The organism is Kitasatospora sp. NPDC089797, assembly GCF_040684795.1.
Classification (GTDB): domain Bacteria; phylum Actinomycetota; class Actinomycetes; order Streptomycetales; family Streptomycetaceae; genus Kitasatospora.
This window is the reverse complement of sequence record NZ_JBFBGS010000087.1, coordinates 1-21,528: the sequence shown is the minus strand read 5'-3', so window position 1 is coordinate 21,528 and position 21,528 is coordinate 1. Positions and strand designations below refer to the sequence as shown.

Sequence of the window (21,528 nt, the reverse complement as noted above, 5' to 3'; positions counted from 1 at the left end):
GCCGGGGCCGGTTCGCGGTGCTCGGTCTTCACGAGCCAGGCCGTGACGCAGTCGTGCAGCATCGCGCGCATCCGGTCGGTCGCATCCACGACGATCTCGCGGACGGCCGGGTCGGTCGTCGCCTCGCCCCAGGTCTGCACGCCGACCCGGGCCCCGGCCGGGTCGATCGCGGCGACCAGACGGCGGAGCAGCTCATCGGGATCGGGCGGGACGTCAGCAGCCGCGTACCCGGCGATCGCCTCGGCACGCCTGGCAAGCATCCCACGGGCCGTGGCACGGACCAGATCGGCCTTGCTGCGGTAGTGCGCGTAGATCGAACCCGTCGACAGACCCGACTCCGCGGTGATGTCCGCGATCGACGTCCGCTCCAGACCGTTGCGACTGAAACAGCGCACAGCAGCCTCAGTGATCTGCGCACGCCGCAGTTCCTTACGCGCGTCGGTGAGCCGAGGCACCACACCTCACAGAAAGTATCCCTGCTTCGTCTGTGACGACACGTTAGCAGAACCACTGTTCTTTTTGCGGCGCGGCTCTCCTGAGGACGGGCGGCACGCGTGCGGAGGTCATTCCGAGCGCAGGCGGCGGCGGAGCAGCGTCATCTGCCCGATGGCAAAGGTGTCGAGGTCAGTGGCCCGGACGATCCGGATCTCGCCCGGGGTGACGCCGGCGCCCTCGACCACCAGGCCGGTTCCCGGGGCGGCGTTCTCGCTCCACGCGTACCAGCCCCGCTCACCACGGCGGGTGCGGAACACGACGGGACGGCCGTCCACTCTCAGCTCGATGTCATCGCCGTGGGCGGTGGCCAGATCCCTTCGCAGGGCGGGGAGTTCGTCGTCCTCAACCGGCTCGCCCGGCTGGTCGGTCCGGTCCCCGTAACGGAGACCGGACGCGGTGCGCTCCGCGCTGCCGGCGACCGTGTGCACGACCACGATCGCTCCGGAGCCGGCCTCGTCGACCCTCAGGACCGATGCCCGGTCGGTGCGGTCGTCGGTTGCGGCCCATTCCCCGAGGGCGCCGACACCAGCCCACCCGCCCTCGGGGGCGTAGAGACACGGCAGCCGTTCGGCGGCCGCGCGGGTGGCCGCCACGATTCCGGTGATCATCGTCTCGAGGGCGTCGCCGGACGCGCCGGCCGCCGTGGATCCGGGGTACTGCGGCATGTGCTCTCCGCTCGTCGTGTCGAGGGCCGTGGGAGCCGAGGGGTCGGGCCTACGAAGGTACGCCCGGCCCCTCGGTTCCCCCCGATCAGCGGCAGTAGCCGTCGCCGTCGTTTCCACCGTAGATGCCGACCTGGGCGTTCGACTTGACCTTCACGCACATGTTCATCTGCTGGGCGTGCTGGGCGTAGGTCTTGATGAACTCCTTGTACGCCTCGACCACGGTGTTGAAGGGGAACGGGAGGGAAGGGGCGATGAGTCCGACCCAGTCCGCCCGCGTGGCGATGGTCCTCGTCTCGTTCTTGTTGAAGTAGGCGGTCCCGGTGACGATGCCCCAGGTGAAGTGCGGGTCCGCGACCACCGGGAACGCGGTGCCCTCGTTCGTGTCGACGCTCTGCACCAGCGTGTTCCCGTCGAGGCTGTAGTGCGTGGGTACGGCCTTCCCCCGGTCGTCCTTGGCCCAGGGTGCGTCGATGTGCCCGACCCCGACCAGAGCGTTGCCCATCTGCTTGAGGAGGTCGTAGCCGCCCCGGCCGTCCGGAGCGATCCGGACGTCGGAGGGCAGGTCCAGCTTGTACCGCTGCACGTTGGAGGCGCTGCGGTCCTTCAGGGTGACCAGGGCGCGGCTCCCTCCCGCCTTCGTGGCCTGCACCGCGAAGTCCGTGGACGGCTTGGCAGCGGGATAGACCACCGTGCCGTCGGGCGTCCGGGTCCCGGTGGTATCGGTCGCGCCGTCCAGCGAGAGCCCGAAACCGCCGAATGAGGGCTCTTGCGAGGTCACCGGCGCGGCAGCGGTCCGCGGCGCGGTGACCGTGACCGTGCCCGTGGCCACCGGCGTCGATGCCCGCGCCGGCGTGGTGTCGGTGGCCACCGTCACCGCCAGGTCCTCGGTGCCGGTCGCCTTCAGCACGACCTCGGCGCTCTTCTGCGCGGCGCTGGGCCCGCTGTTCGCGGCGGCCTGGCCCGCCACCCCGAACAGCGTGGCGACGGCTGCCAGAGCGACCGTCGCGGTGACGGCAAGATTCTGCGGACGGGACATGCGGCGGCTCCTCGAGGATCGACAACGAGCGGCAGGCGTCTGTGCAGGAGAGTCAGGAGGCTCCGCACACGGTCGACATGAGGTCGACGCAGGACGAGTTGACGTGATCCTCACATATCCAGAACGGCAAGAACCGGGACGAAAGTCCCTAAATCTCATAAGGTGCCGACCCACGAGGCACCACCGCGTGACCGGTTGAGCCCCTCAGGTACCCAGCAGGCGGACTGGGCCTGTGTCGCCCGGCCCCCGCCGGCCACCTGGGCGAGCGCCCTGACCAGTCGGAGGACCGATACGGCGGCCACGGGACGGGCGCACGGCGAAGCGTCCGGCCAACGGTCGCCTTGACCGTTGGCCGGACGTCGGTCGGGCTCGCGCCGGTCCGGGTGGACGGGTGCTCCCCCACCCCGCGGGCGGGTTCTCAGCAGAAGTTCCGGACGGACCAGACGGGGCCCCAGTTGCCGTGGGCGTCGGAGGAGGGAGCGCCGGGTGTCGTGTAGATCAGTTGCCCGTTCTTGCCGTACATCCCCGTCTTCGTGCCCGGGGTCTGGTTGTTGTACCAGGATCCCCCCTTGCCCATGCCGTCGGGGATCTCCTGCCGGTAGCAGTCCTTGTACCGGAATCCGAGCTGCTTGAAGTTGGCCTTCTTGTAGCCGCAGAAGTAGCCCCCGGGACAGTCGGACGGCGCGGACCGGAAGGCGGGCTGTGCGGCGCTCGACAGGGCGGCGCTCGACGGTGCGGCGGACAGCGCGACGGCGGCGAAGACTCCGGCCGCCACGAAGAGCGTCCGCAGGGGCCGCCGGCGGATGGGGTTGACCATGTGAGGTCCTTTCGGGTCTGCGGGTGTACCGGGTGGTCGACCGGGCCGTCGAAGCCCTGCGGCACCGGCCGGCACCAGGCTTCCGGGTCGGCCGGTCGTTGCGCAGCCCCGTTTTCCGCCGTATGCGAGCTTTCTCCCCCGTGTCAGAAGCGCCTTCCTGCACGGGAGTTCGGCGCGCGGAGCGGCCGCCGGGCCGCTGAGGGGCCCGGTGGCCGCCGTCGGCGACCTCCTCCGCCGTCGTCGACCTGCCGGGTCAGGGGCCGACGGCCCGCACCGCGCGCGGCGGGGCGGCGGGGAGCAGCTGCCGCCCCCGGCGCCCGGGTCAGCGGCGGGTTTCGATCGTCAGGTCGCCCGTGGTCACCGCGCGCATGTGGTCGCCGGCCAGCAGGTCGTGCGGGTAGCCGAGGTCGATCGCGCTGGCCCGGTCGAGGCGGGCCAGCTGACCGGCGGTGAGGTCGACCTCCAGGGCGCCCAGGTTGTCGGTCAGTTGTGCGAGGGTGCGGGCGCCGATGACGGGCGCCGTCACGTGCGGGTTGTGCAGGTGCCAGGCCAGGGCGACCTGGGCGGGGGTGCGGTCCAGCTCCGCGGCGACGGCCCGGACGGTGTCGGCGATGGCGAGGGTGCGTTCGGTGACCATGCCCAGGCGGGCGTTGAAGGTCTTGCGGCTGCTCTCCCCCGGGGCGGTGCCCGTCGCGGTCAGGTCGGCGCGGCTGTACGTGCCGGACAGGACGCCGCCGCCCAGCGGCGAGTACGGCGTCAGCCCCAGCCCCGTCGCCCGCGCCATCGGGATCAGGTCGCGCTCCGCGTCCCGGTTGATGAGGCTGTACTCGACCTGCAGCGCGACCAGCGGCGACCAGCCGCGCAGGTCGGCGATCGCCTGCATGCGCGAGACCTCCCAGGCCGGGGCGTTGGACATCGCCACGTACAGGACCTTGCCCTGGCGGACCAGGTCGTCCAGGCCCCGCAGGATCTCCTCGACCGGCGTGGTGACGTCCCACACGTGCAGGAACAGCAGGTCGATGTAGTCCGTGTTCAGCTGCCGCAGGCTGGCCTCCACCGACCCGAAGAGGCTCTTGCGGTGGGCGCCACCGGAGTTGGGGTCCCCGGGCCGGCGCAGCGTCGTGTACTTGGTCGCCAGCACCAGGCTGTCGCGGTTGTCGCGGGCGAACTCGCCCAGCATGCGCTCGGAGCTGCCGCCGGCGTACGTGCCGGCGGTGTCGAGGAAGTTGCCTCCGCGCTCGACGTAGGTGTCGAACAGCTTGCGCGCCTCGTTCTGCTCGGCGCCCCAGCCCGACTCGGTGCCGAAGGTCGCCGTGCCCAGGGCCAGCGGTGAGACCCGCAGCCCGGAGCGGCCCAGCAGTCGGTAGCTGTCGAGGGTGAGCGGCATCGTGTCCTCCTGTGCTCATGATCCGTTGCCGGGAACCATGCTCCGACCGCCGCGACCAGGGGGTAAGGGAAGGACGTTCCTGGGAACAGCGGTCCCACCCGGGCTGTTGGACCAGCCATGATCACCAGCGACACCGTGGATGTGACCCGTGAACTGGCCGCGTTCCTGCGGACCCGGCGCGAACGGCTGGACCCGCGGGACTTCGACCTCCCGCAGACCCGGCAGACCCGGCGGACCCCGGGGCTGCGCCGCGAGGAGGTCGCCCAACTGGCCGGGATCAGCGTCGACTACATCGTGCGGCTGGAGCAGGCCCGCGGACTGCGGCCCTCGACGGACGTCGTGGCGGCGCTGGCCGGGGCGCTGCGCCTGACCCCCGACGAACGCGCCTACCTCTTCGGCCTCACCCGGCAACACCCCGGCGACGCGGGCGGGTCGGCCACCACCGCGGCCCCGCCACTGGCCCGACTGGTCGCCGACCTGTCGCCCCGGCCGGCCATGCTGATGAACCACCGCTACGACATCCTCGCCTGGAACGCCGAAATGGCCCTGCTGTTCACGGACTTCGGCGCCCTGCCGCCCGCGCGGCGCAACGCGATGTGGCTGTGCCTGATGCATCCGGGGATGCGCGAGGTCTACGTCGACCGCGAACGCACCCTGCGCGAGGGGGTCGCCCACCTGCGCGCGGCCTGGGCCGCCCACCCGCAGGACCGGGTGCTGACCGGCCTCATCACCGAATTCATCGCCGGGGACGAGGAGTTCGCGCGCCTGTGGGCCGAGCGGGACGTCAAGGTCAACGGTCGCGGACGCAAGGTGCTGCGGCACCCCGAGGCCGGCGCGATCGCCGTCGACTTCGAGACGCTGACCCCCCTCCAGGATCCGGACCAGCTGCTGGTGATCTACCGGGCCGCGGACGACGCGAGCCAAGCGGCCCTGGACCGGCTGTGCGCACGATGACACCGGACGTCCCGGCGTCGGGGTGAGCCGGGCGGGGGCGTGGGCGCGGGGGGTGCGGGGCGGGGGCGTGGGCGCGGGGGGTGCGAGGCGGCCGGGTGAGCGACAGTCAAATGACTGATGCTCCGCATGCGTCCGACCGGGGAGAGTCGGGGGTGCCGGTCGGAGGGGCGGATCCCCCGTGCTCCGCCCCTCCGTGGTCCCCTCTTCCGAAGGAATACGCATGATGTCCCTCCGCGCCAGGTGGCGCACGGTCGCCGTGACCGCGATGACCGCACTCGCCGTGATGATGTTCTCGACCTCCCCCGCGTCCGCCGCGGTGTTCGGCGAGAGCACCACGTGGGCCAACGAGATCGAGGACAACGTCCCCGTCCGGGCGAACGGCTTCATGGGCGAGGCCCGTGCCGACAGCGGCGACCTCATCCAGGTGTGGCGCGGGTACGACAACCCGGGCATGTACATCTCGCTCGACCACGGCCGCCCGATCCGGATGGCCGGCGAGACCAACGCCAGCCCGCAGGTCGTGTACATGGGCGGGGCCCAGTTCGTGCTGTTCCACACCGGCACGAACGGGTTCATCTTCTACATGGTCCTCACCGTGAACCAGGCCAACAACGGCCAGCGCTACCTGCGGTTCGGCAACTGGCAGCAGGTGCCGAACGGCGCCCAGACGAACAACGGCCGGCCCGTGGCCGTCGCCGCCCTGCCCCACAACAACGTCGCGCTGGCCTTCCACGGCGCCAACAGCGACGAGCTCTGGAGCATGACCTTCTACGTCCCGAGCAACCTCTGGGGCGACCCGTCCCGCGTCCCGGGCGCGACCAGCCAGTCCTCCCCCGCGCTGGCCTTCAGCCCCGCCAACAACCTGCTGCTGCTGGCGTACCGGGGGCTGGACAACCGGGTGAACGTCATCCGCACGTACTTCCCCTACGCCAACTGGTTCGGGCGGAGCATCCTCGACGGCGTCCAGACCGACTCGGAACCGGCCATCGCCATGGCGCCGGCCGGCTGGGGCCAGGTCGCCGTCCGGGAGCGGGGCTCGGGTGTCCTCTACCTGGAGGACGTCCAGGACACCGGCGGCCACGGCGACTGGACCCGCGAGGCCATCGGCTTCGCCTCGGCGTACGGGCCGCGGCTCATCATGGACGCCTTCCGGGCGTACCTCGTCGTGACGAACCTGAACGGGTACGTCCAGTGGAAGCAGTCCCGCCAGTACTGAGCCCGGCGGGCACCCCGGGGCCGGACGGGGCGGGCGGGCCGGACACCGGTCGGCCCGCCCCGGACGGCACGGGGTCGCTCCCTCGAAGCGATCGGATCAGGGCATTTAATGATGTTTTGTCCTGATTGTCTGTCAGGCGTCCTGTCATGCCCGCGCTCATGACGCGAGGGGTGCAGGGCGCTTCGCTGTGAGGAGAGGTGAATCCGCGAATGAGTGCTCGTACTTCTGGACAGGGTGATCTGCCGTGGCGTCGGGTCGGCCGTCAGCGGCCCGGGGTCGGATCCGGGGCCCCGGTCGGGCCCGAGGCCGTGGTCGGCCCGGTCGGCCCGGTCGGCCCGGCCGGGCGGCGCGGGGAGCGCGGCGTGGGGGCGGTGTCGGTGGGGAGCGCGCTGCTGTCCGGCGTGGCGCTGCTGGCGGCCACGGCCGCACCGGTGGCCGCCGCGCCGCTGGGGGCCGCACCGGTACGGGCGCAGCGGGCCGATCCGTCGCAGACCTTCACCTTCACCGGCGCCGCGCAGACCCTGACGGTTCCGGCGGGGGCGGTGGTCACCATCACCGCGGACGGCGCCGGCGGCGCCGACAACACCGGCACCCCCTGTGCCGTCACCGGGACGGGCGGGACGGGGGCCCGGGTGGTGACCACGCTGCCGCCGACCACCGCCCCGACGACCTTCACCGTCAACGTCGGCGGCACCGGCGGCAAGGGCTGCAACGGCACCGGTACCGGAGGCGCCGGGGGCTTCAACGGCGGCGCCCCGGGCGGGACCTTCCCGGCCACCGGCTTCCAGTTCGAAGGCCCGGGCGGGGGCGGGGCGTCCAGCGTCAGCGCGGGCGGCTCCCTGCTGGTCGTCGCCGGGGGCGGCGGCGCGGCCGGCGGCACCGGAGCGGGCTCCGCCGGGGGCAACGGGGGCGCCGGCGGGACGACGCCGGACGCCACCGGCGGTACCACGGGAGGCGCGACCGGCCCCGGGGCCTCGCCGGGCCAGGGCGGGGGCGGCGGCTCCACCACCGCGAGCACCGGTGGCACCGGCGGGCCCGCCGGCACCGCCCCCTTCTGCAGCGCCACGGCGGGTGGGCCGGGGGGCGGGTTCTCCGGCGCCGCGGTCGGCACCGGAGGCACCGGGGGCAGCATCGGCGGCGGGTGCGCCCTGACCATCATGGGCGCCGGCGGGGGCGGCGGGGGCGGGTACTTCGCCGGCGGGGGCGGCGGCAGCTCCACCGTCAACAACACGGGCACCTCGGCGGGCGGCGGCGGGGGCGGCGGGGGCAGCAGCTTCGCCACGCCGTCCGGCACCGGCACCGGCTACGGCGCCTCCACCGTCGGGACGGCGAACACCAACGGCCAGGTGACCATCGCCTACACGCTGGCCTCCCTGACCATCACCAAGACCCACAGCGGGCACTTCACCCAGGGCCGGGACGGCACCTACACCCTCACCGTCGGCAACGACGCCGGGGCCGCCCCGACCGACGGCACCGCGGTCACCGTGTACGACACCCTCCCGGACGGGCTCAGGGCCGACAGCATCAGCGGCACGGGGTGGGCCTGCTCCCTGATCAACCTCACCTGCACCCGTGACGACGTGCTGGCCGCCGGGAGCAGCTACCCGCCCATCACCCTGCGGGTCGACGTCTCCTGCGGCGCCCGCGACGAGGTGACGAACGTCGCCACCGCCATCGGCGGCGGCGACACCGCCGAGCACATCGTCACCGACCTCACCAGGATCAAGCGCCACGAGCACGACGCACGCTGCGACAACCACGAGCACTGGTGACCCGTCCGACCCTCGCCTGACGGCGGGGCCGTCCTCGTGGACGGCCCCGCCGCCGGACGTGCAACGACCCGCCGGTGCGCACGCGCGTACGGTGGGGGTCCGCAGCGGGCGAGGGGGCGGGGAGGCGGACGACGCGCGCTCCCGCCCCAGCCCGGCCCGGCACCCCGCTCCCCCACCGGCACGTGCGGTCCGCGAATCCACCGGCACGTGCGGTCCGCGAATCCGCCGGAACCGGACACCGTGCGATCCGATGCGGATAGCGATGGTCCGGATCGGACACTTTCCGCCGTCCCACCGTCAGGTGGCCGACCTGCCACCAGACTCGGACCGGCACGGTCGGCGGCGTGCCGCACCGCGCACCGGGAGGGCAGATGCTGAACGCCATGTGGTACGCCGAGCTCAAGCACGTCCTGGGCGAGGGCCTCAAGGAGTTGCGCGCCGACAACGCGGCCCTGCGCGCCGATCACGCCGCGCTGCGGACCGAGCTGACGGCCGCCCTCGCCGGGGAACTGAGGGACCTGCAGGGGATCCGCGACGAGTTGCGCAGTGCCGCAGACCGCGATCGCCGGGACCTGCTCGAGGCCCGCGAGGAGATCCGGGACCTGCGCCGGCAGTTGGACGACGCCCGGGCTGCCCGCCCGGCACCGCGGGCGGGCGCCGCGGACCGGGACCCGGAGTCGCCCGGGGGAACCGCCTGAGACCGTCCCGGCAGGAACGGGCGCCGACGCACCGGGGCGCCTCCTCCGGTTCACGCCGCGCGGTCCTCAGAGCCGGTCGTAGATGGCGGCGAGGCGTCGCAGGACGTCGGTCGCGGCTTCCAGGGCCTGGACGTCGTGGTGCGCGAGGGCGGTGTCCAGGGCCTCGGTGAGGGCGCCCTGACGGTCGGTGTGGCGTTCCCGGCCGGCGTCGGTGAGGGCGACGAGCACCGAGCGCTTGTCGCCCTCGGGGCGTTCGCGGGTGACGTAGCCGGCGGCCGCGAGACCGTTGACCAGCTGGGTGGTGGCGGCGCCGGTGGTCTCGGTCGCGGCGGCGAGCCGGCCGACGGACAGCGGGCCGGTCTCGGCGAGTGCGCGCAGGGCACGGGCGTGGGTGAGCGAGAGGGCGCCGGGGGTACGGGTGGCGCGTCCGCGCAGGCGGGAGTCGGCGGCGCTGAGGCTGTAGGCCGCGCGGGCGAGCCGGTCGAGGGCCTGGTCGCGGGCGGGGGCGGGGGCGGGGGCGGGCTGCTGGTCCGGCACGGGGCGGTCTCCCTGGTGTGCGGTGGGGGTCGGGTTGACAGGAATTCTAGCCTAAGTACTTAATAGATAAGTACTTAGGCACTGCGCCGGACGCAGTGCCCTCCGGTACCCCCATCGAGAGGACACCTGTCATGACTGTTCGTTCCACCGGCCAGAGCTGGGCCCTGGACATCGCGCTCGCCCAGGGCGGCTTCGACGCCCTGCACCCCCAGGCCAAGGGCACCCTGGAGCAGCTCGGCCACGACCACACCGACTTCGACAAGGTCTTCGACCTGGTGCGCAGCGGCGTGATGCTGCCCAAGGCGTGGGCCACCGTCGCCGGCCAGGCCGAGGAGCGCGCCGCCCACCACGAGCGGAACGGCTACCCGCAGACCGCCGCCGACCTCTACCTGCGCGCCTCGGTGATGTGGGGCCGCGCCCAGTACTCGATCTTCGACGCCGCCGACCCGCGCAAGCTCGCCTTCCGCGAGCACACCAACCACTGCGTCGAGCGCCTGGGCGCGCTGCGCGACAACCGGGTGCGCCGGGTCGTCCTGGACTTCGAGGGCCGGCAGATCTTCGCCCTGCTCCACCTGCCGGCGGGCAAGGTCGAGGGCGCCCCGGCGGTGATCCTCGGCCCCGGGATGGACATGATCAAGGAGGACTACATCTACGCGGCCGAGCGGTACTACACCTCGCGCGGCATCGTGGCCCTGTCCATCGAGGGCCCGGGCCAGGGCGAGAGCCGGGCCGGCGGGCTGACCGTCGACCTGACCAACTACGAGCGCGCGATCGGCCGTTACATCGACCACCTGGCCTCGCTGCCCGAGGTCGACCCGGACCGGATCGGCATGTTCGGCATCTCGATGAGCGGCTACTGGGGCTCCCGCGCCGCCGCCACCGACCCCCGTCTCGCGGCGCTGGCCGCCTTCGAGGCCGTCACCGGCGACTTCACCACCATCTTCGAGCGGGCCCAGCCCACCTTCAAGAACAACTACATGTTCATGGCCGGGTACACCGACGAGGACGCCTTCGACACCGAGCTCGTCGCCCGGATGCCGCTGGGCGACCTGGTCGGGCAGATCACCTGCCCGGTCCTCTACGGCATCGGCGAGTTCGACGAACTCACCGTGCTGGAGCAGGCCCTAGCCAACTACGAGCTGGTCCGCGCACCCAAGGAGATGCGCGTCTACGAGAACGAGTTCCACCCCCTGGGCGGCACCGCCGCCGAGGTCTTCCGGTTCGGCGCCGAGTGGGTCGAGCGCGCCCTGAACGGCGAGTTCGCCGAACCCGGCCGCGACGTGCGCCACTACGTCCACGCCGACGGCCGCACCACCGACGGCACCGCGAACCCGACCTGGTGGCTCGGCACCACCCCCGCCCGGATCACCGACGCCCGCCGCGCCTGACACCCGGGCCGGGGCGGCTTCGGGCCGCGGACGGCGAAGGGCCCCACCCGGTCGGTCGGGTGGGGCCCGTGCGTGGGCCGGGGGCCGGGGCGACGGTCAGTGGTCGTCGTCGGGCCGGCTCCGGCGGGCCCTCCCCCGCAGGGCGAGGTAGAGGCCGGCCACCGGGAGGGTGAGCAGGCTGTTCCCCTCCGGCAGGAGCCAGACGCTGATCGCGGCCAGGACCGCGAGCACGACGACGGCTTCGATGACGAAGCGCCGGTCGCGGGCGAGCGTCAGGACCGACCGGGTCGGCCGGTCGCCGCCGGCCGCGGCGTCGGTGTCTCGTTCCATGTGGTCCGCCATTCATTCCTCGTTCGGACACGAACTCCCAAGGTACCCGGGTGGGTTCACCAGAGCCGCCACGGGCCCCGGTGCCGGCCGGAGCCGCGGAAGAAGCCCTTGCTGAGCCAGCCGTAGGCCGCCCCCGAGGCGTACCCCTTGTAGTAGGAGGCGTTCAGGCCGCTGGAGCTGCACCCGCGGGTGCAGCCGTTGCGGCTGATCCCGTAGTCGGCGACCGACCCCGCGGCGGCGATGGCGCCGCCCGCGAGCACGCAGCCGACGACGGCGGTGGAGGCGCACATGGCGCCGATGGCGATGCCGCTGCCGACGTAGACGCCGACGTGGCCGACGAAGCGGGCCTGCCGGGCGCCCCGGCAGGAGCCGTTCGGGTTCTTGCCGAAGGCGCACCAGCGCCCGTCGAGGTCGAACTTGTTCAGCGGGTCGCCGTGGACGTAGTCGTAGGCGTTGGCGTTGCCGCCGTACAGCGGGTCGACGGACAGGAAGCGGCCGGTGGCGCCCTGGTAGAGGCGCACGCCCATCAGGACGAGGCCGCCGCCGGGCGTCTCCGCGGAGCGCTGCTTGGCGCCCAGCCAGCCGTACCGGGCGGCCGGCTGGCCGGCCCGGGCCTGGCCGTACTCGTCGTGGTCGAGGACGGTCGGGGCGGTGGTGCCGTCCAGCGGGAGCTGGAGCGTCACGTCGCCGTGCAGGTTGGCCAGCTGGAGCGTGGTGGCGGTGCCGGAGGTGGTGGCCGCCAGGTCGCCGGTGAGGCCGGTGACGTTGCGGACCGCGGTGGCGCCCTCGGTGATCCAGCGCGGGTTGTCGCCCTCGGAGCCGTAGTGGTTCGTCCGGCTCCCCGCCGCCGTCCAGCCGGAACCGGAGTCGGTCTCGGCGCTCCAGCCGCGCAGGCGCTGGGCCGCGTCGAGGGTCCAGGTGGTGCGCCGGCCGCCGGTGGTCTGCTGCTGCACCAGGTCGCTGTTGTAGTAGGCGACGGTGGTGCCGGGCAGGGCGGTGGTGCGGCCGAACGCGTCGTAGGCGTAGCCCGCGTTCACCAGGCGGTCGGCGCTGTCGTAGGTGTTGGTCTGGGTGGTGGCCCCGTTCGTGGAGCACTCCTGGCCGCGCGGCGCGGTGGCCGTGGCGAGGGTGGTGCGGTTGGTGTTGGCGTCGAAGCCGTACGTGCGGGTGGTGCAGACGGCGTCGGTGGAGGTGTCGCGCACCTGGGTGAGGCGGCCGGCCCGGTCGTAGCCGTAGGTCTGGGCCGCGGTCACGCCGGGGGTGCCGGTGTGGGTGGCCCACTGGCCGTGGACGGTCTCGGTGACGGCGTCGTTGACCAGCACGGTGCCGTCGCTGCTGCGCGTGTGGGTACGGGTGACGGCGGTGCCGGTCGGGTCGATCCGGTCGGTGCTGGTGTAGCCACCGGGCAGGCCGCGGCTGACGGCCTTGCCGTCCGCGTTGTAGCGGGCGGTGAAGGTGCCGGCGACCGAGTCGGTGACCGAGGTGGCCAGGCCGCGCGGTTCGGCGGCGGTGTCGTAGGAGTAGGTGGTGGTGGACGGCGCGCTGTCGGTGACCTTGGTGGGCCGGTCGAGCGCGTCGTACTCGGTCGTGGTGGTGGCGCCGTCGGCGTCGGTGTAGGAGGTCTGGCGGCCGAGCGCGTCGTACGCCGTGGTGATGGTGCCGCCGGTGGCCGAGGACTGCTTGACGACCTTGCCGGTGGCGGGGTCGTAGCCGACGGTGGTGGCCGGGACGGCCGGGCCGACGCCGCCGCTGACGGTGGTGGTCACCGGGCGGCCCGCGGCGTCGGAGCCGACGACCGTGGTGCGGGTGACCCCGTTGGCCGTCTCGTCGGTCTGCGCGGTCTCCCCGAACCGGCCGTACTGGACGGTCTTGACGGGCAGTTGCGCCGGGTTGGCGCCGCCGCCGGTGACCGCGCCGGCGGGGCCGGTGCGGCAGACCAGGTCGGCCCACTCCGGGCGTCCGGCGCAGGGGCCGGTGCCGGTGGCGGTCCAGTAGGCGGTCGTGGTGGTCCCGGCGTCGTTGCCGTTGGAGGCGGGCAGCGACTGGCTGGTGATCCGGCCCTGGGCGTCGTAGCCGGTCGTGGTGGTCAGGTTGAGGCCGCCCGCGTCCTGGATCCTCCTGGTGGCGACGCCGAGCGCCCAGTCGAAGGCGGTGCGGTCGGTGCGGGTCTCGGCGAACACCTCCGGCCAGCCGCGCAGCGCGCCACCGGCGACGGTCGTCGTGACCTGGTTTCTGACCTTGGCGGTGCCGTCGCTCGGGCGGCCCTCGTCGTAGCTCTTGACGGTGCGGGTCCGGGCGGTCACCTGGGTGCCCGCCTTCGCCACCGTGGTGGCGCCGCTGACGGCGTCGGCGGCCAGGGTGACCCGGTGCAGCGGGCCCGCGGACTCGGTCTCGCGCTGGCCGTCCTCGCTGTGCACCGTGGTGGTGGACAGCAGTCGGGCGCGCTCGCCGGAGGGCAGCGTGTCGATGCCGAGGTCGGCCAGCTGGGCCTTGAGCTCGTCGCTGCCGCCGAGGGCGAGTTCGCGGTTGGCGGCGGTCAGGGTGCGGACCGCGTTGCCCCACTTGTCGTACTCGGTGGTGGTGAGGCGGTGCCCGGGGGCGGCCTGGTTGACCTGGCGGCCGGAGGCGTTCAGGTAGCTGACGGTGGCCCGGGTGTAGGCGCCGGCCTTCAGGTCGGCGCCGTTGTTCGAGGCGGGCACCTGGTCGGCCGGGAAGACGGCGGTGGCGTCGGTGGGCAGGTCGGTCTGGCCCCAGGCGGCGCCGGCCGCGGCCGACAGGTCCTCGGGGGCATTGGCGCCGGCGGTCGGCACGCCGTACACGACGGTGGTGGCGGCGGTGCCGTTGACGGTGCTCGCGGTGCCCGGCGCGAGGGTGTCGCGGGTGACCTTGGTCAGCATGCCGGGGCCGGCGGCCGGGCTGGTGGCGACGGTGCCGTAGTCCAGGAAGGTCCCGGGCTTGCCGCCCTGCTGGACCCACTTGAGCATGCCGTCGGTGCCGGGCTGCCAGTGGTAGGAGTACTGGGTCTGGGTGCTCTGGCCCAGGCGCGGGTCCCAGGTCTGGATGAGCCGGCCCAGCTCGTCGTAGCGGTAGACGGCCACGTCGGTGGGGGTGGCCGCGCCGGCGCCGGGGGCGGTGGCCCACAGGCGCAGGGTGCTGACCTGCCCGGCGAAGTCGCCGAACCTGCCGCTGTCGCTGGCGTCGGGCGCCGCGGTGGTGGTGTCGGCGTAGACGTACTGCAGGACGCGGCAGCCCTTGGTGGTGACGTCCGCCGCGCAGGCCGGGGCGGACGCCGCGGAGGTCGGGGCGATCACGTACTTGGGCCGGGCGAGGGTCTTGCCGCCGACCACGGTCTTCTCGGAGACCACCGTGGTGGTGGTGTTCGCGAGGCCGTCCAGCAGACTGGCGGTGACCGTCCAGGTGGCCGCGGCCGGGTCGACCTTGGCGAAGGTGGTGACGGTGCCCTCGGTGTCGAAGAGGGTGAAGTCCCCGGCGGCGAACGCGCCCTTGAGGGTCAGTTCCTCACTGCCCGGCTCGGGCACCCAGCCGGTGCCGGCCGCGTCGGCGGTGAAGGAGACCGTGCCGTCCTCGGCGGTGACCACGTCGAGCGAGGTGGCCGAGGTCTTGCGGATCTCGGTGTACGAGGAGGTGGCGACCTCCGAGGAGACGCCGGAGGTCCAGTTCGGGCCGAAGATCGGCGCCTGGCCGTCCTTGCCCGCGGCGGCCTTCGGGTCGCGCGAGCTGCTGGTGCGGCCGGCCGTCAGGCCGAACACCGAGACGTCGGTGGCCGAGACGGTGAGGTCACCGGTGAGCAGGTTGAGCTCGCCGGGGCCGACCTTCTGGGTGGCCGCGCCGCCGGCCTTGCGGTCGACGACGACCTTGACGGGCTCGGCGGAGACCGCCGCGCCGTTGGGGCCGGTGAAGTCGGCGCGGATCTGGACGGTGCCGTCGGGGGTGACGGTACTGGTGGCGTTCCAGGTCAGCCCGGAGGTCCTGCCGCCCTTCAGGGCGACCGGCCAGGAGGCGAGCGCGGCACCGTCGGCGGTGACGTCGCCGGCCGGGATCGGGGTCCAGGCGTCGGCGTCCGAGCGGCGCCAGGAGAAGGCGGCCCGGTCGTACTTGGCGGCGTCGGCCTCGGCGGCCAGCGGGACGCGGGCGGCGGTGCGGGTGCCGTCGTTGGGCGCGGTCACGCCGCCGGCCCCGACCTGGAAGGCGTAGGAGACCGCCTCCGACTTGTTCTCGGCCCGGTCGACGGCCCGCACCTGGAGGGTGTTGGTGCCGGCCTTGGCCGGGGTGACGGTCAGCTTGACCGGGGCGGTGCCGCCGCCGGTGGGGACCTTGGTCCAGTTGGCGCCGTCGAGCGTCCACTCCAGGGCGCTCTGGTCGCCGGCCGGCGGGGTCACGGTGAACACGCCGCTCTGCCCGGCGCCCTTGACCCACTGGCCCGAGGGGTAGTCGGTGGAGGCGACCGCACCCGGCGCGGAGGGCGCCGAGGTGTCGACGGTGAAGTACGCCCAGGGCGACCAGCCGACGTTGTAGTGGGTGCCGTCGTAGGGCGAGGTGCGGAACCGGTAGGTCTTGCCGTTGGCGAGCAGGCCGGCCGGCACCTTGACCGAGGCCGGGGAGCCGCTCGCCGCCCACGGCGAGACGATCACGTTGCCGACCTGGGCGCCGGTGGCGTCGTCGAAGATCTGGAAGGTGCCGTTGACCTTGTCGTTGTTCGGGTCGACGAAGGTGTCCCGCAGGGTGGGGGTGGTCGAGTTGACCCACCACGTCCCGGCGGGGTCCTTGAAGAACGGCGAGCCGGCCTGCTGGTCGGTGCCGGTGCGCGGACGGTAGTTGTACGTGACCGTCAGCTTCGGCACGTTGGTGGCGGCGTTGGCCGAGTTGAACTGCTTCCAGTACTTGGTGTTGGCCTCGTCCGGGGCGCGCAGGCCCATGCTGGACAGGCTGTTCTTCGCCGAGGTCCAGGTCTGGACGAGGTTGGTGACGTCCGCGTTCACCCAGCCGTCGCCGCCGCAGCCGTCCCGGCCCTTGGTCTCGGTCGGGGTCGCCTGCTTGCTGTTCCAGGCGGGCTGGGCCGTCCAGCGCGAGGCGGTGGACGGGCGGCCGGTGTCCCAGACCTCCCAGGCGTACGGCTGGCAGTCGGTGTTCCCGGCGTGGAAGTTCCACAGCGACAGCTTGGCGTTCATCACCAGCGCGTCGGCGATCGGCGCGGTGTCCCAGGTGATGAAGGAACGGGCCTCGCGCGAGCTGCCGTCGGCGTTCTTGGTGCCCGGGTTGCCCAGGTCCAGCTCGGTGTCGGCCGACCAGTCGACCGTCTCGCCCTTCTGGACGTAGGTGTCGAAGACGTTGCCCAGGCCGGTGGTGGACGGGTCGACCGTCACCGGGTAGCGGGTGTTCGGGTCGGCCAGGAAGGCCGCGTCCGGGGTGAACACCAGGTCGATGTCGTCGCCCTGCTGGACGACCTTCAGGGCGACCCCGGCCTTGCGGCTGCGGGCCCCGGCGACGTCGTCGACGGTGGAGTCCCACATCACCGGGGCGGGCAGCAGCGCGCGCTGCTCGCCGGACCGCGCGTCGACGAACAGCACACCGCCGTCCGGCTGCGCCTCGGCCTTCAGGCCCTTGGCCCGCAGCGGCATGGTGTACGAGTAACCGGCCGCACCGGGGCGCTGCTTGAGGACCGTGAACTGCTCGAACCCGGTCCGGGTCGCCTCCACGACGAGGTCGGCCGCGCCGTCGCCGATCGCGTCCCGGTACACCGCGCGGGCGCCGTCGAGCTCGGGCTCGGGCAGGCCGCCCTTCCACTGGAGCTCGACCTGCTGGTCGCCGCGACCGAGGGTCACCAGGGTGCGGCCCTCGCCCTTGCCGGACTGCGACTCGGCGTACGAACGGGCCGGGGTGCCGCCGGAACCGGCCAGCGCCAGGCCGTTGGGGTGCGCCTTGGGGGCCACCGAACCGTCCGCGGCCCGCTGGAGCGCGAGGTCCACGTCCACCCAGTCCGCGGCGGCGGCCGGGGCGTCGGCGGCCGGGGCGCTCGCGGCCCGGGCCTTCGCGCCCTGGGCCTTGGCGCCCTGGGCGGCCGCGGTCGGCTGCTCCAGCGTCCCGGCGTCGCGGTGGAAGCGGATCGGCCCGGCGCTGAGCTCGGTGGTGAGCGACCCGTCCCCGTTCACCCAGGTGGTGGCGGTCTCGGTGCGCTCGGAGAGCGCCTCGACCCGCCGGCCCGCGAGCCGCGCCGCGACCCGGGCCGACGGGATGTCCGCGGCCGTGGTGGCGAACGGCTTCGCGGCGCTGTCGCCGCCGCTGCCGGGCTTCGGGGGCGCCGCGAGGGCGTCCTCCGAACCCGCCAGGAGCGAGACCGCCACCGCCAGGGCGAGTGAGCCGCTCACCACCCTGGCCGGTATCTGTCCGTACATTCTCTGACTCCTTGTCGACAGGCCGCCTTCGTGGCAGCCCGCCGGAGGATCGTAAGGACGGACAAAGTCGACATCTGGTGCGACATCAGGTCAAGAAGGGATCATAAAATGGCAATGGAAAGGTAATCTTCATCTTTTCGTGACACATTGATCATGGATTCCGCGCACCACCGGGCCCGTCCGCGCCGCCCCCCGGTCGGCTTCTGCTGGGGGCGGTCGGCAGGGTACGGTCTGACGGGACGTCAGCGGCGGGCCGGGGGGTTTGATGACAGGCGTGGAGATCGCGGTCGGTTACGTGTTCGCGTGGGCGGTCCGCAAGGCGAGGCGGGTGGCCGGACGGGCGGATACGGAGGTCGACCGGACGCTGGACGCCGGGATGGACCGGCTGCACGACCTGGTCGGCCGCAAGCTCGGCGAGGACCCGGCGCTCAGGAAGCTGGCCGAGGAGGCCGAGGCGGGCCTGGCCGAGCCGAGCGAGCGCACCCGGCGGCGGGTGCAGGACTCGCTGGAGGAGGCCGTCGAGCAGGACCCCGGCTTCGCGCAGGCCCTGGAGCACGCGGTGGAGGAGCTGCGGGCCGCGTCCCGCGCCGCCGCCGGCGGCGGGGTGTCGGCCGGGGACGAGGGCGTGGCCGTCGGCGGGAACGTGGACATCCGCGCGGACCACGGGTCCGCGGCCGCCTGGACCATGGGGGACGTGACGCTGGGAAACCCTCCGCAGCCGGGTCCGCGCCAGGCCTGAGCGGCCCCGGCACGCCCCCGGCCCCGCCCGTCGCCCCACCGGTCGCCCCACCCCCGGCCCCGCACGCCGCCCTGTTCGCCGACCACGGCGGCGTGGTCGTCGGCCAGGCGGCCGCCGTCCACCACCACGCCACGCCGACGGCCCCGGGCACGCCGCTGGACGCCGCCGCCGACACCCTGACCGCCGCCGTCCTCGCCCAGTGGAACCAGGCCTCCTACGACCGCAAACTGCGCGCCCCCCGGCCGATCCCGGTGCGCTGGCAGTGGTCCCGCCGCGGCGTCGCCAGCCCCATGGCGGCCGCGCTCGGGGACCCCGGGAGCGCCGCCCCCTTCCCGCCGCTGCCCGGCGTCGCCCCCACGGACGCCCGCACCCTGCGGGAGGGCGGGATCAAGGACCTGTTCCGGCTCTACGGCAGCCTGCCCTCGGGGCGGATCGCCCTGCTCGGCCGCCCCGGCAGCGGGAAGTCCGAGACGGCGCTGCTGACCCTGGTGGAGGCGCTCAAGCACCGCGGCGGCATCCTGAACCCGGCCGAGCGCGCCACCGTGCCGGTGCCCGTCCTGCTGAGCGTCACCGGCTGGGACGCGGGCCGGGACAAGCTGGCCGACTGGGCGGCCGCCCGGATCGCCGGGGACTACCGCGTCCTCCGCCAGCGCCAGTTCGGGCGCAGGGCCGCGGAGAAGCTGGTGCACGGCGGCCGGATCGCGCTCTTCCTCGACGGGTTCGACGAACTCGAACCGGACACGCGCCGGGCCGCCCTGAAGGAGATCGGCCGGCACGCGGTGTCCCGGATCATGGTGTTCGCGCGCATCGAGGAGTTCACCGAGACCATCCGCGCCGGCCACCTCCCCGGCGCCACCGTGCTGGAACTGGCGCCGATCCCCGGGGCCGAGGCCGCCGAGTACCTCCGGCACTACCAGGTGGACCCGCCGCCCGAGCCCTGGCAGCGGCTGATGGACCACCTGGAGCACCGGCCGGACAGCGTGCTGTCCCGCGCCCTCGACGTCCCGCTCGGCCTGACCCTCGTCCGCGACGCGTTCCCCCGCCCCGAGGCCCTCGCCGACCTGCTCGACGAGGACCGCTTCGCGACCCCCGACGAGGTCATGGTCTACCTGCTGGACCGGTTCATCAGCGTCGCCTACCAGCCGCGCCAGCCCTCCGACCCGGTGCCCTACAACGCGGCGCAGGCCCGGCGCTGGCTGGGCTACCTCGCGGCCAAGATGGCCGAGCACGGCACCTACAGCCTCGACTGGCGGCAACTGCCGCGCTGGGAGCGGGCGTTCCCGAGGATCGGGATGCTGGGCGCGCTGTGCACGGTCACCGCGGCGGCCGGCGGCGCCCTGCTCTACGGCTGGGGCCACTTCAACACCCACCAGATCAGCGGGCCGGGCCGGGGCAGCCTGGTCGGGGCCGCGCTGGGCCTGGTCCTCGGCGTGGCCGCGGGGACGGCCTCGGAGCTGCGCGCCTTCCGGCCGGAGGGCCTCTGGTGGCGGTTCCCGCCCGGCCGCGGCCGCCGCCGGCGCCTGGGCTTCAACCCCGGGGTGGCGGTGATCGTCGGGATCGTCGTCGGCATGGTGTCCGGCGACTACGCCCTCAACACCACCCACCACGTCCTGGCCTCGCTCGCCGTGCTGGCCGTGGCCGGGACGGGAGCGGGCGCCGTCGCGGGCGTGAGCGCGATGCGCGTCCACCCGGCGTCCGGGCCGGGCGGCCGGCTGCGCCGGAAGGCCCTCTACTCCAGACTCCCGCTGCTCCCCGGCGCCGTCGCCGGGGGGCTACCGGTGGGGTTCCGGTACCTGCTCCCCCACGGCACCTCGCACGAACTCCACCCGCTCGCCGGGCCGTTGAACGGCGTCTGGGGCATGCTCATGGTCTCCCTGATCATCGGCGCCGCCCGGCTCCCCTCCCAAGTGGGCGTGCACAGCTCCCCGTTGGCCGTCTGGCGGCAGGAGCTCCGCTGGGACATCGCCTTCGGGGCGCTGTTCGGGCTCTGCGTCGGCCTGGGGTTCGGCCTGCGCGAGAGCTTCATGTGGGACCGGGACGTCGCCGCCGGGATCTTCCAGACGATCGGCATCGCCGTGCCCTGCGGGATCTGCGTCATGAGCGCCGGCTCCGAGGCCGGGCGCAGCACCCTGCTCTTCCTCCAACTGCACCTCCAGGGCGTCTTCCCCGCCCGGGGGATGAGCTTCCTGGACGACGCCTACCACCGCCAGGTCCTGCGGGCGGACGGCCCCCGGTACCAGTTCCGCCACGCGCTGCTCCAGGACAAGCTCTCCTACTGACGCCGGTCGGGGCGGGCGCCGGGCTCCCGGCGGGGGTGCCGGGCGCGCCGGGGTACGGGCGTACGGGGTGCCGGGGTACGGGCCCGCGCCGCGCGTCGACTCCTCGCACGCCCCCGACCACGTTCGGGTGAAGGGGACTTCGCGGGCCGGTCCGTCCGCACGCCGAGGCGGTAGCTTGACGGGCGCCAACCCTTGGGAGAACCGTCGACATGACCATCGATCAGGCCGCCCTCGGCAGCGCGGTGAAGGCGGTCGCCGCCGCCGCGCACGCCGACGACGTAGCCGGGCTGTACCGGGCCGTGATGCCGCCGGCGGGCACCGATACGCCTCCGGCCGAGGTCGCGGCCTGGTTCGGGTCGCTCCTCATCCACCTGGCGCTCACCGCGGCGGCCTCCTCCGGGCTGGCGCGGGGCTGCCCCCGGGAGACCGTGTCGGAGTGGATCGGGGAGGTGCTGGGCCCGCCGCCCACCCCGGCGCTGCTGCGCGCCGCCGATCCCGGCCGCATCGACCACGTCGAGGCGGTGAGCGCCGCGGCGGGCTACTCCCGCTGCCGCGAGTACGCCGTCGACCTGGTGCGGGTGGGCCTGACCGACCCGGAGGAGGATCCGGACGCGCGGGGCGTCGACGCCCACTGCACGGTGACGAACGACAAGGACCTGCGGATCACCGTGATGGCGATGCTCGGCCGCCTCGCCGCCCCTCCGGACGGGCGGGGCTGACCGCTGCCGGCGGCCCATGGTCGCCGGGGTGACCTCGACCGGGTTGAAGTTGCCGGCCTGCTTGACCTTGCCGAAGAAGT

Annotated in this window: 16 protein-coding genes; 8 read left to right on the top strand and 8 right to left on the bottom strand. The window is 73.7% G+C overall.

Annotated elements, in window-relative coordinates; all coding sequences use genetic code 11:
• The 5 genes from AB0O91_RS39930 to AB0O91_RS39910 form a co-directional block, all read right to left on the bottom strand.
• Positions 1-455, bottom strand: a 455-nt coding sequence (locus AB0O91_RS39930; RefSeq protein ID WP_363444053.1) for a helix-turn-helix domain-containing protein, incomplete at its 3' end; no start/stop codon positions are given.
• Positions 456-563: 108 nt separating this feature from the next.
• Positions 564-1,160 (bottom strand): hypothetical protein, encoded by a 597-nt coding sequence (locus AB0O91_RS39925; protein ID WP_363444050.1) that lies wholly within the window; start codon positions 1,158-1,160, stop codon positions 564-566.
• A gap of 85 nt (positions 1,161-1,245) precedes the next feature.
• Positions 1,246-2,196, bottom strand: coding sequence for a hypothetical protein (locus AB0O91_RS39920; protein WP_363444047.1), 951 nt, complete (start codon positions 2,194-2,196; stop codon positions 1,246-1,248).
• Positions 2,197-2,614: 418 nt separating this feature from the next.
• Positions 2,615-3,013, bottom strand: coding sequence for a hypothetical protein (locus AB0O91_RS39915; protein WP_363444044.1), 399 nt, complete (start codon positions 3,011-3,013; stop codon positions 2,615-2,617).
• Positions 3,014-3,335: 322 nt separating this feature from the next.
• Complete coding sequence (locus AB0O91_RS39910; RefSeq protein ID WP_363444042.1) at positions 3,336-4,400, bottom strand: aldo/keto reductase; 1,065 nt, start codon at positions 4,398-4,400, stop codon at positions 3,336-3,338.
• Positions 4,401-4,517: 117 nt separating this feature from the next.
• Here AB0O91_RS39910 and AB0O91_RS39905 point away from each other — a divergent pair, with 117 nt between their 5' ends.
• The 4 genes from AB0O91_RS39905 (at position 4,518) to AB0O91_RS39890 (ending at position 9,043) form a co-directional block, all read left to right on the top strand.
• Positions 4,518-5,354, top strand: coding sequence for a helix-turn-helix transcriptional regulator (locus AB0O91_RS39905; RefSeq protein ID WP_363444039.1), 837 nt, complete (start codon positions 4,518-4,520; stop codon positions 5,352-5,354).
• A gap of 220 nt (positions 5,355-5,574) precedes the next feature.
• Positions 5,575-6,570 (top strand): hypothetical protein, encoded by a 996-nt coding sequence (locus AB0O91_RS39900; protein ID WP_363444036.1) that lies wholly within the window; start codon positions 5,575-5,577, stop codon positions 6,568-6,570.
• Positions 6,571-6,932: 362 nt separating this feature from the next.
• The gene (locus tag AB0O91_RS39895) at positions 6,933-8,345 is read left to right on the top strand and encodes a hypothetical protein (protein WP_363444034.1); all 1,413 of its coding nucleotides are present in this window, start codon (positions 6,933-6,935) and stop codon (positions 8,343-8,345) included.
• A gap of 371 nt (positions 8,346-8,716) precedes the next feature.
• Entirely contained in the window at positions 8,717-9,043 is a 327-nt protein-coding gene (locus AB0O91_RS39890; protein WP_363444031.1) for a hypothetical protein, read from the top strand.
• Positions 9,044-9,109: 66 nt separating this feature from the next.
• Here the strand turns inward: AB0O91_RS39890 and AB0O91_RS39885 are convergent, their stop codons facing one another.
• Positions 9,110-9,580 carry a MarR family transcriptional regulator gene (locus AB0O91_RS39885; protein ID WP_363444028.1) on the bottom strand — a complete coding sequence of 157 codons (471 nt, stop codon included), beginning with the start codon at positions 9,578-9,580 and terminating at the stop codon, positions 9,110-9,112.
• Between the two features lie 131 nt (positions 9,581-9,711).
• Here AB0O91_RS39885 and AB0O91_RS39880 point away from each other — a divergent pair, with 131 nt between their 5' ends.
• On the top strand, positions 9,712-10,968 hold the full coding sequence (locus AB0O91_RS39880; protein ID WP_363444025.1) for an alpha/beta hydrolase: 1,257 nt from the start codon (positions 9,712-9,714) through the stop codon (positions 10,966-10,968).
• 96 nt (positions 10,969-11,064) lie between these two features.
• Here the strand turns inward: AB0O91_RS39880 and AB0O91_RS39875 are convergent, their stop codons facing one another.
• Together AB0O91_RS39875 and AB0O91_RS39870 are read right to left on the bottom strand one after the other, a co-directional pair.
• On the bottom strand, positions 11,065-11,298 hold the full coding sequence (locus AB0O91_RS39875; RefSeq protein WP_363444022.1) for a hypothetical protein: 234 nt from the start codon (positions 11,296-11,298) through the stop codon (positions 11,065-11,067).
• Between the two features lie 56 nt (positions 11,299-11,354).
• Positions 11,355-17,711 (bottom strand): DNRLRE domain-containing protein, encoded by a 6,357-nt coding sequence (locus AB0O91_RS39870; RefSeq protein ID WP_363444019.1) that lies wholly within the window; start codon positions 17,709-17,711, stop codon positions 11,355-11,357.
• Between the two features lie 274 nt (positions 17,712-17,985).
• On the opposite strand from AB0O91_RS39870, the gene AB0O91_RS39865 reads away from it, so the two are divergent.
• The 3 genes from AB0O91_RS39865 to AB0O91_RS39855 all read left to right on the top strand — a co-directional run bounded on the left by AB0O91_RS39865 (position 17,986) and on the right by AB0O91_RS39855 (position 21,448).
• Positions 17,986-18,450: a hypothetical protein gene (locus AB0O91_RS39865; RefSeq protein ID WP_363444016.1), complete on the top strand. Its 465-nt coding sequence runs from the start codon at positions 17,986-17,988 to the stop codon at positions 18,448-18,450.
• Between the two features lie 92 nt (positions 18,451-18,542).
• On the top strand, positions 18,543-20,729 hold the full coding sequence (locus tag AB0O91_RS39860; RefSeq protein WP_363444014.1) for a hypothetical protein: 2,187 nt from the start codon (positions 18,543-18,545) through the stop codon (positions 20,727-20,729).
• 209 nt (positions 20,730-20,938) lie between these two features.
• Complete coding sequence (locus AB0O91_RS39855; RefSeq protein ID WP_363444011.1) at positions 20,939-21,448, top strand: hypothetical protein; 510 nt, start codon at positions 20,939-20,941, stop codon at positions 21,446-21,448.
• Positions 21,449-21,528: the final 80 nt, after the last annotated feature.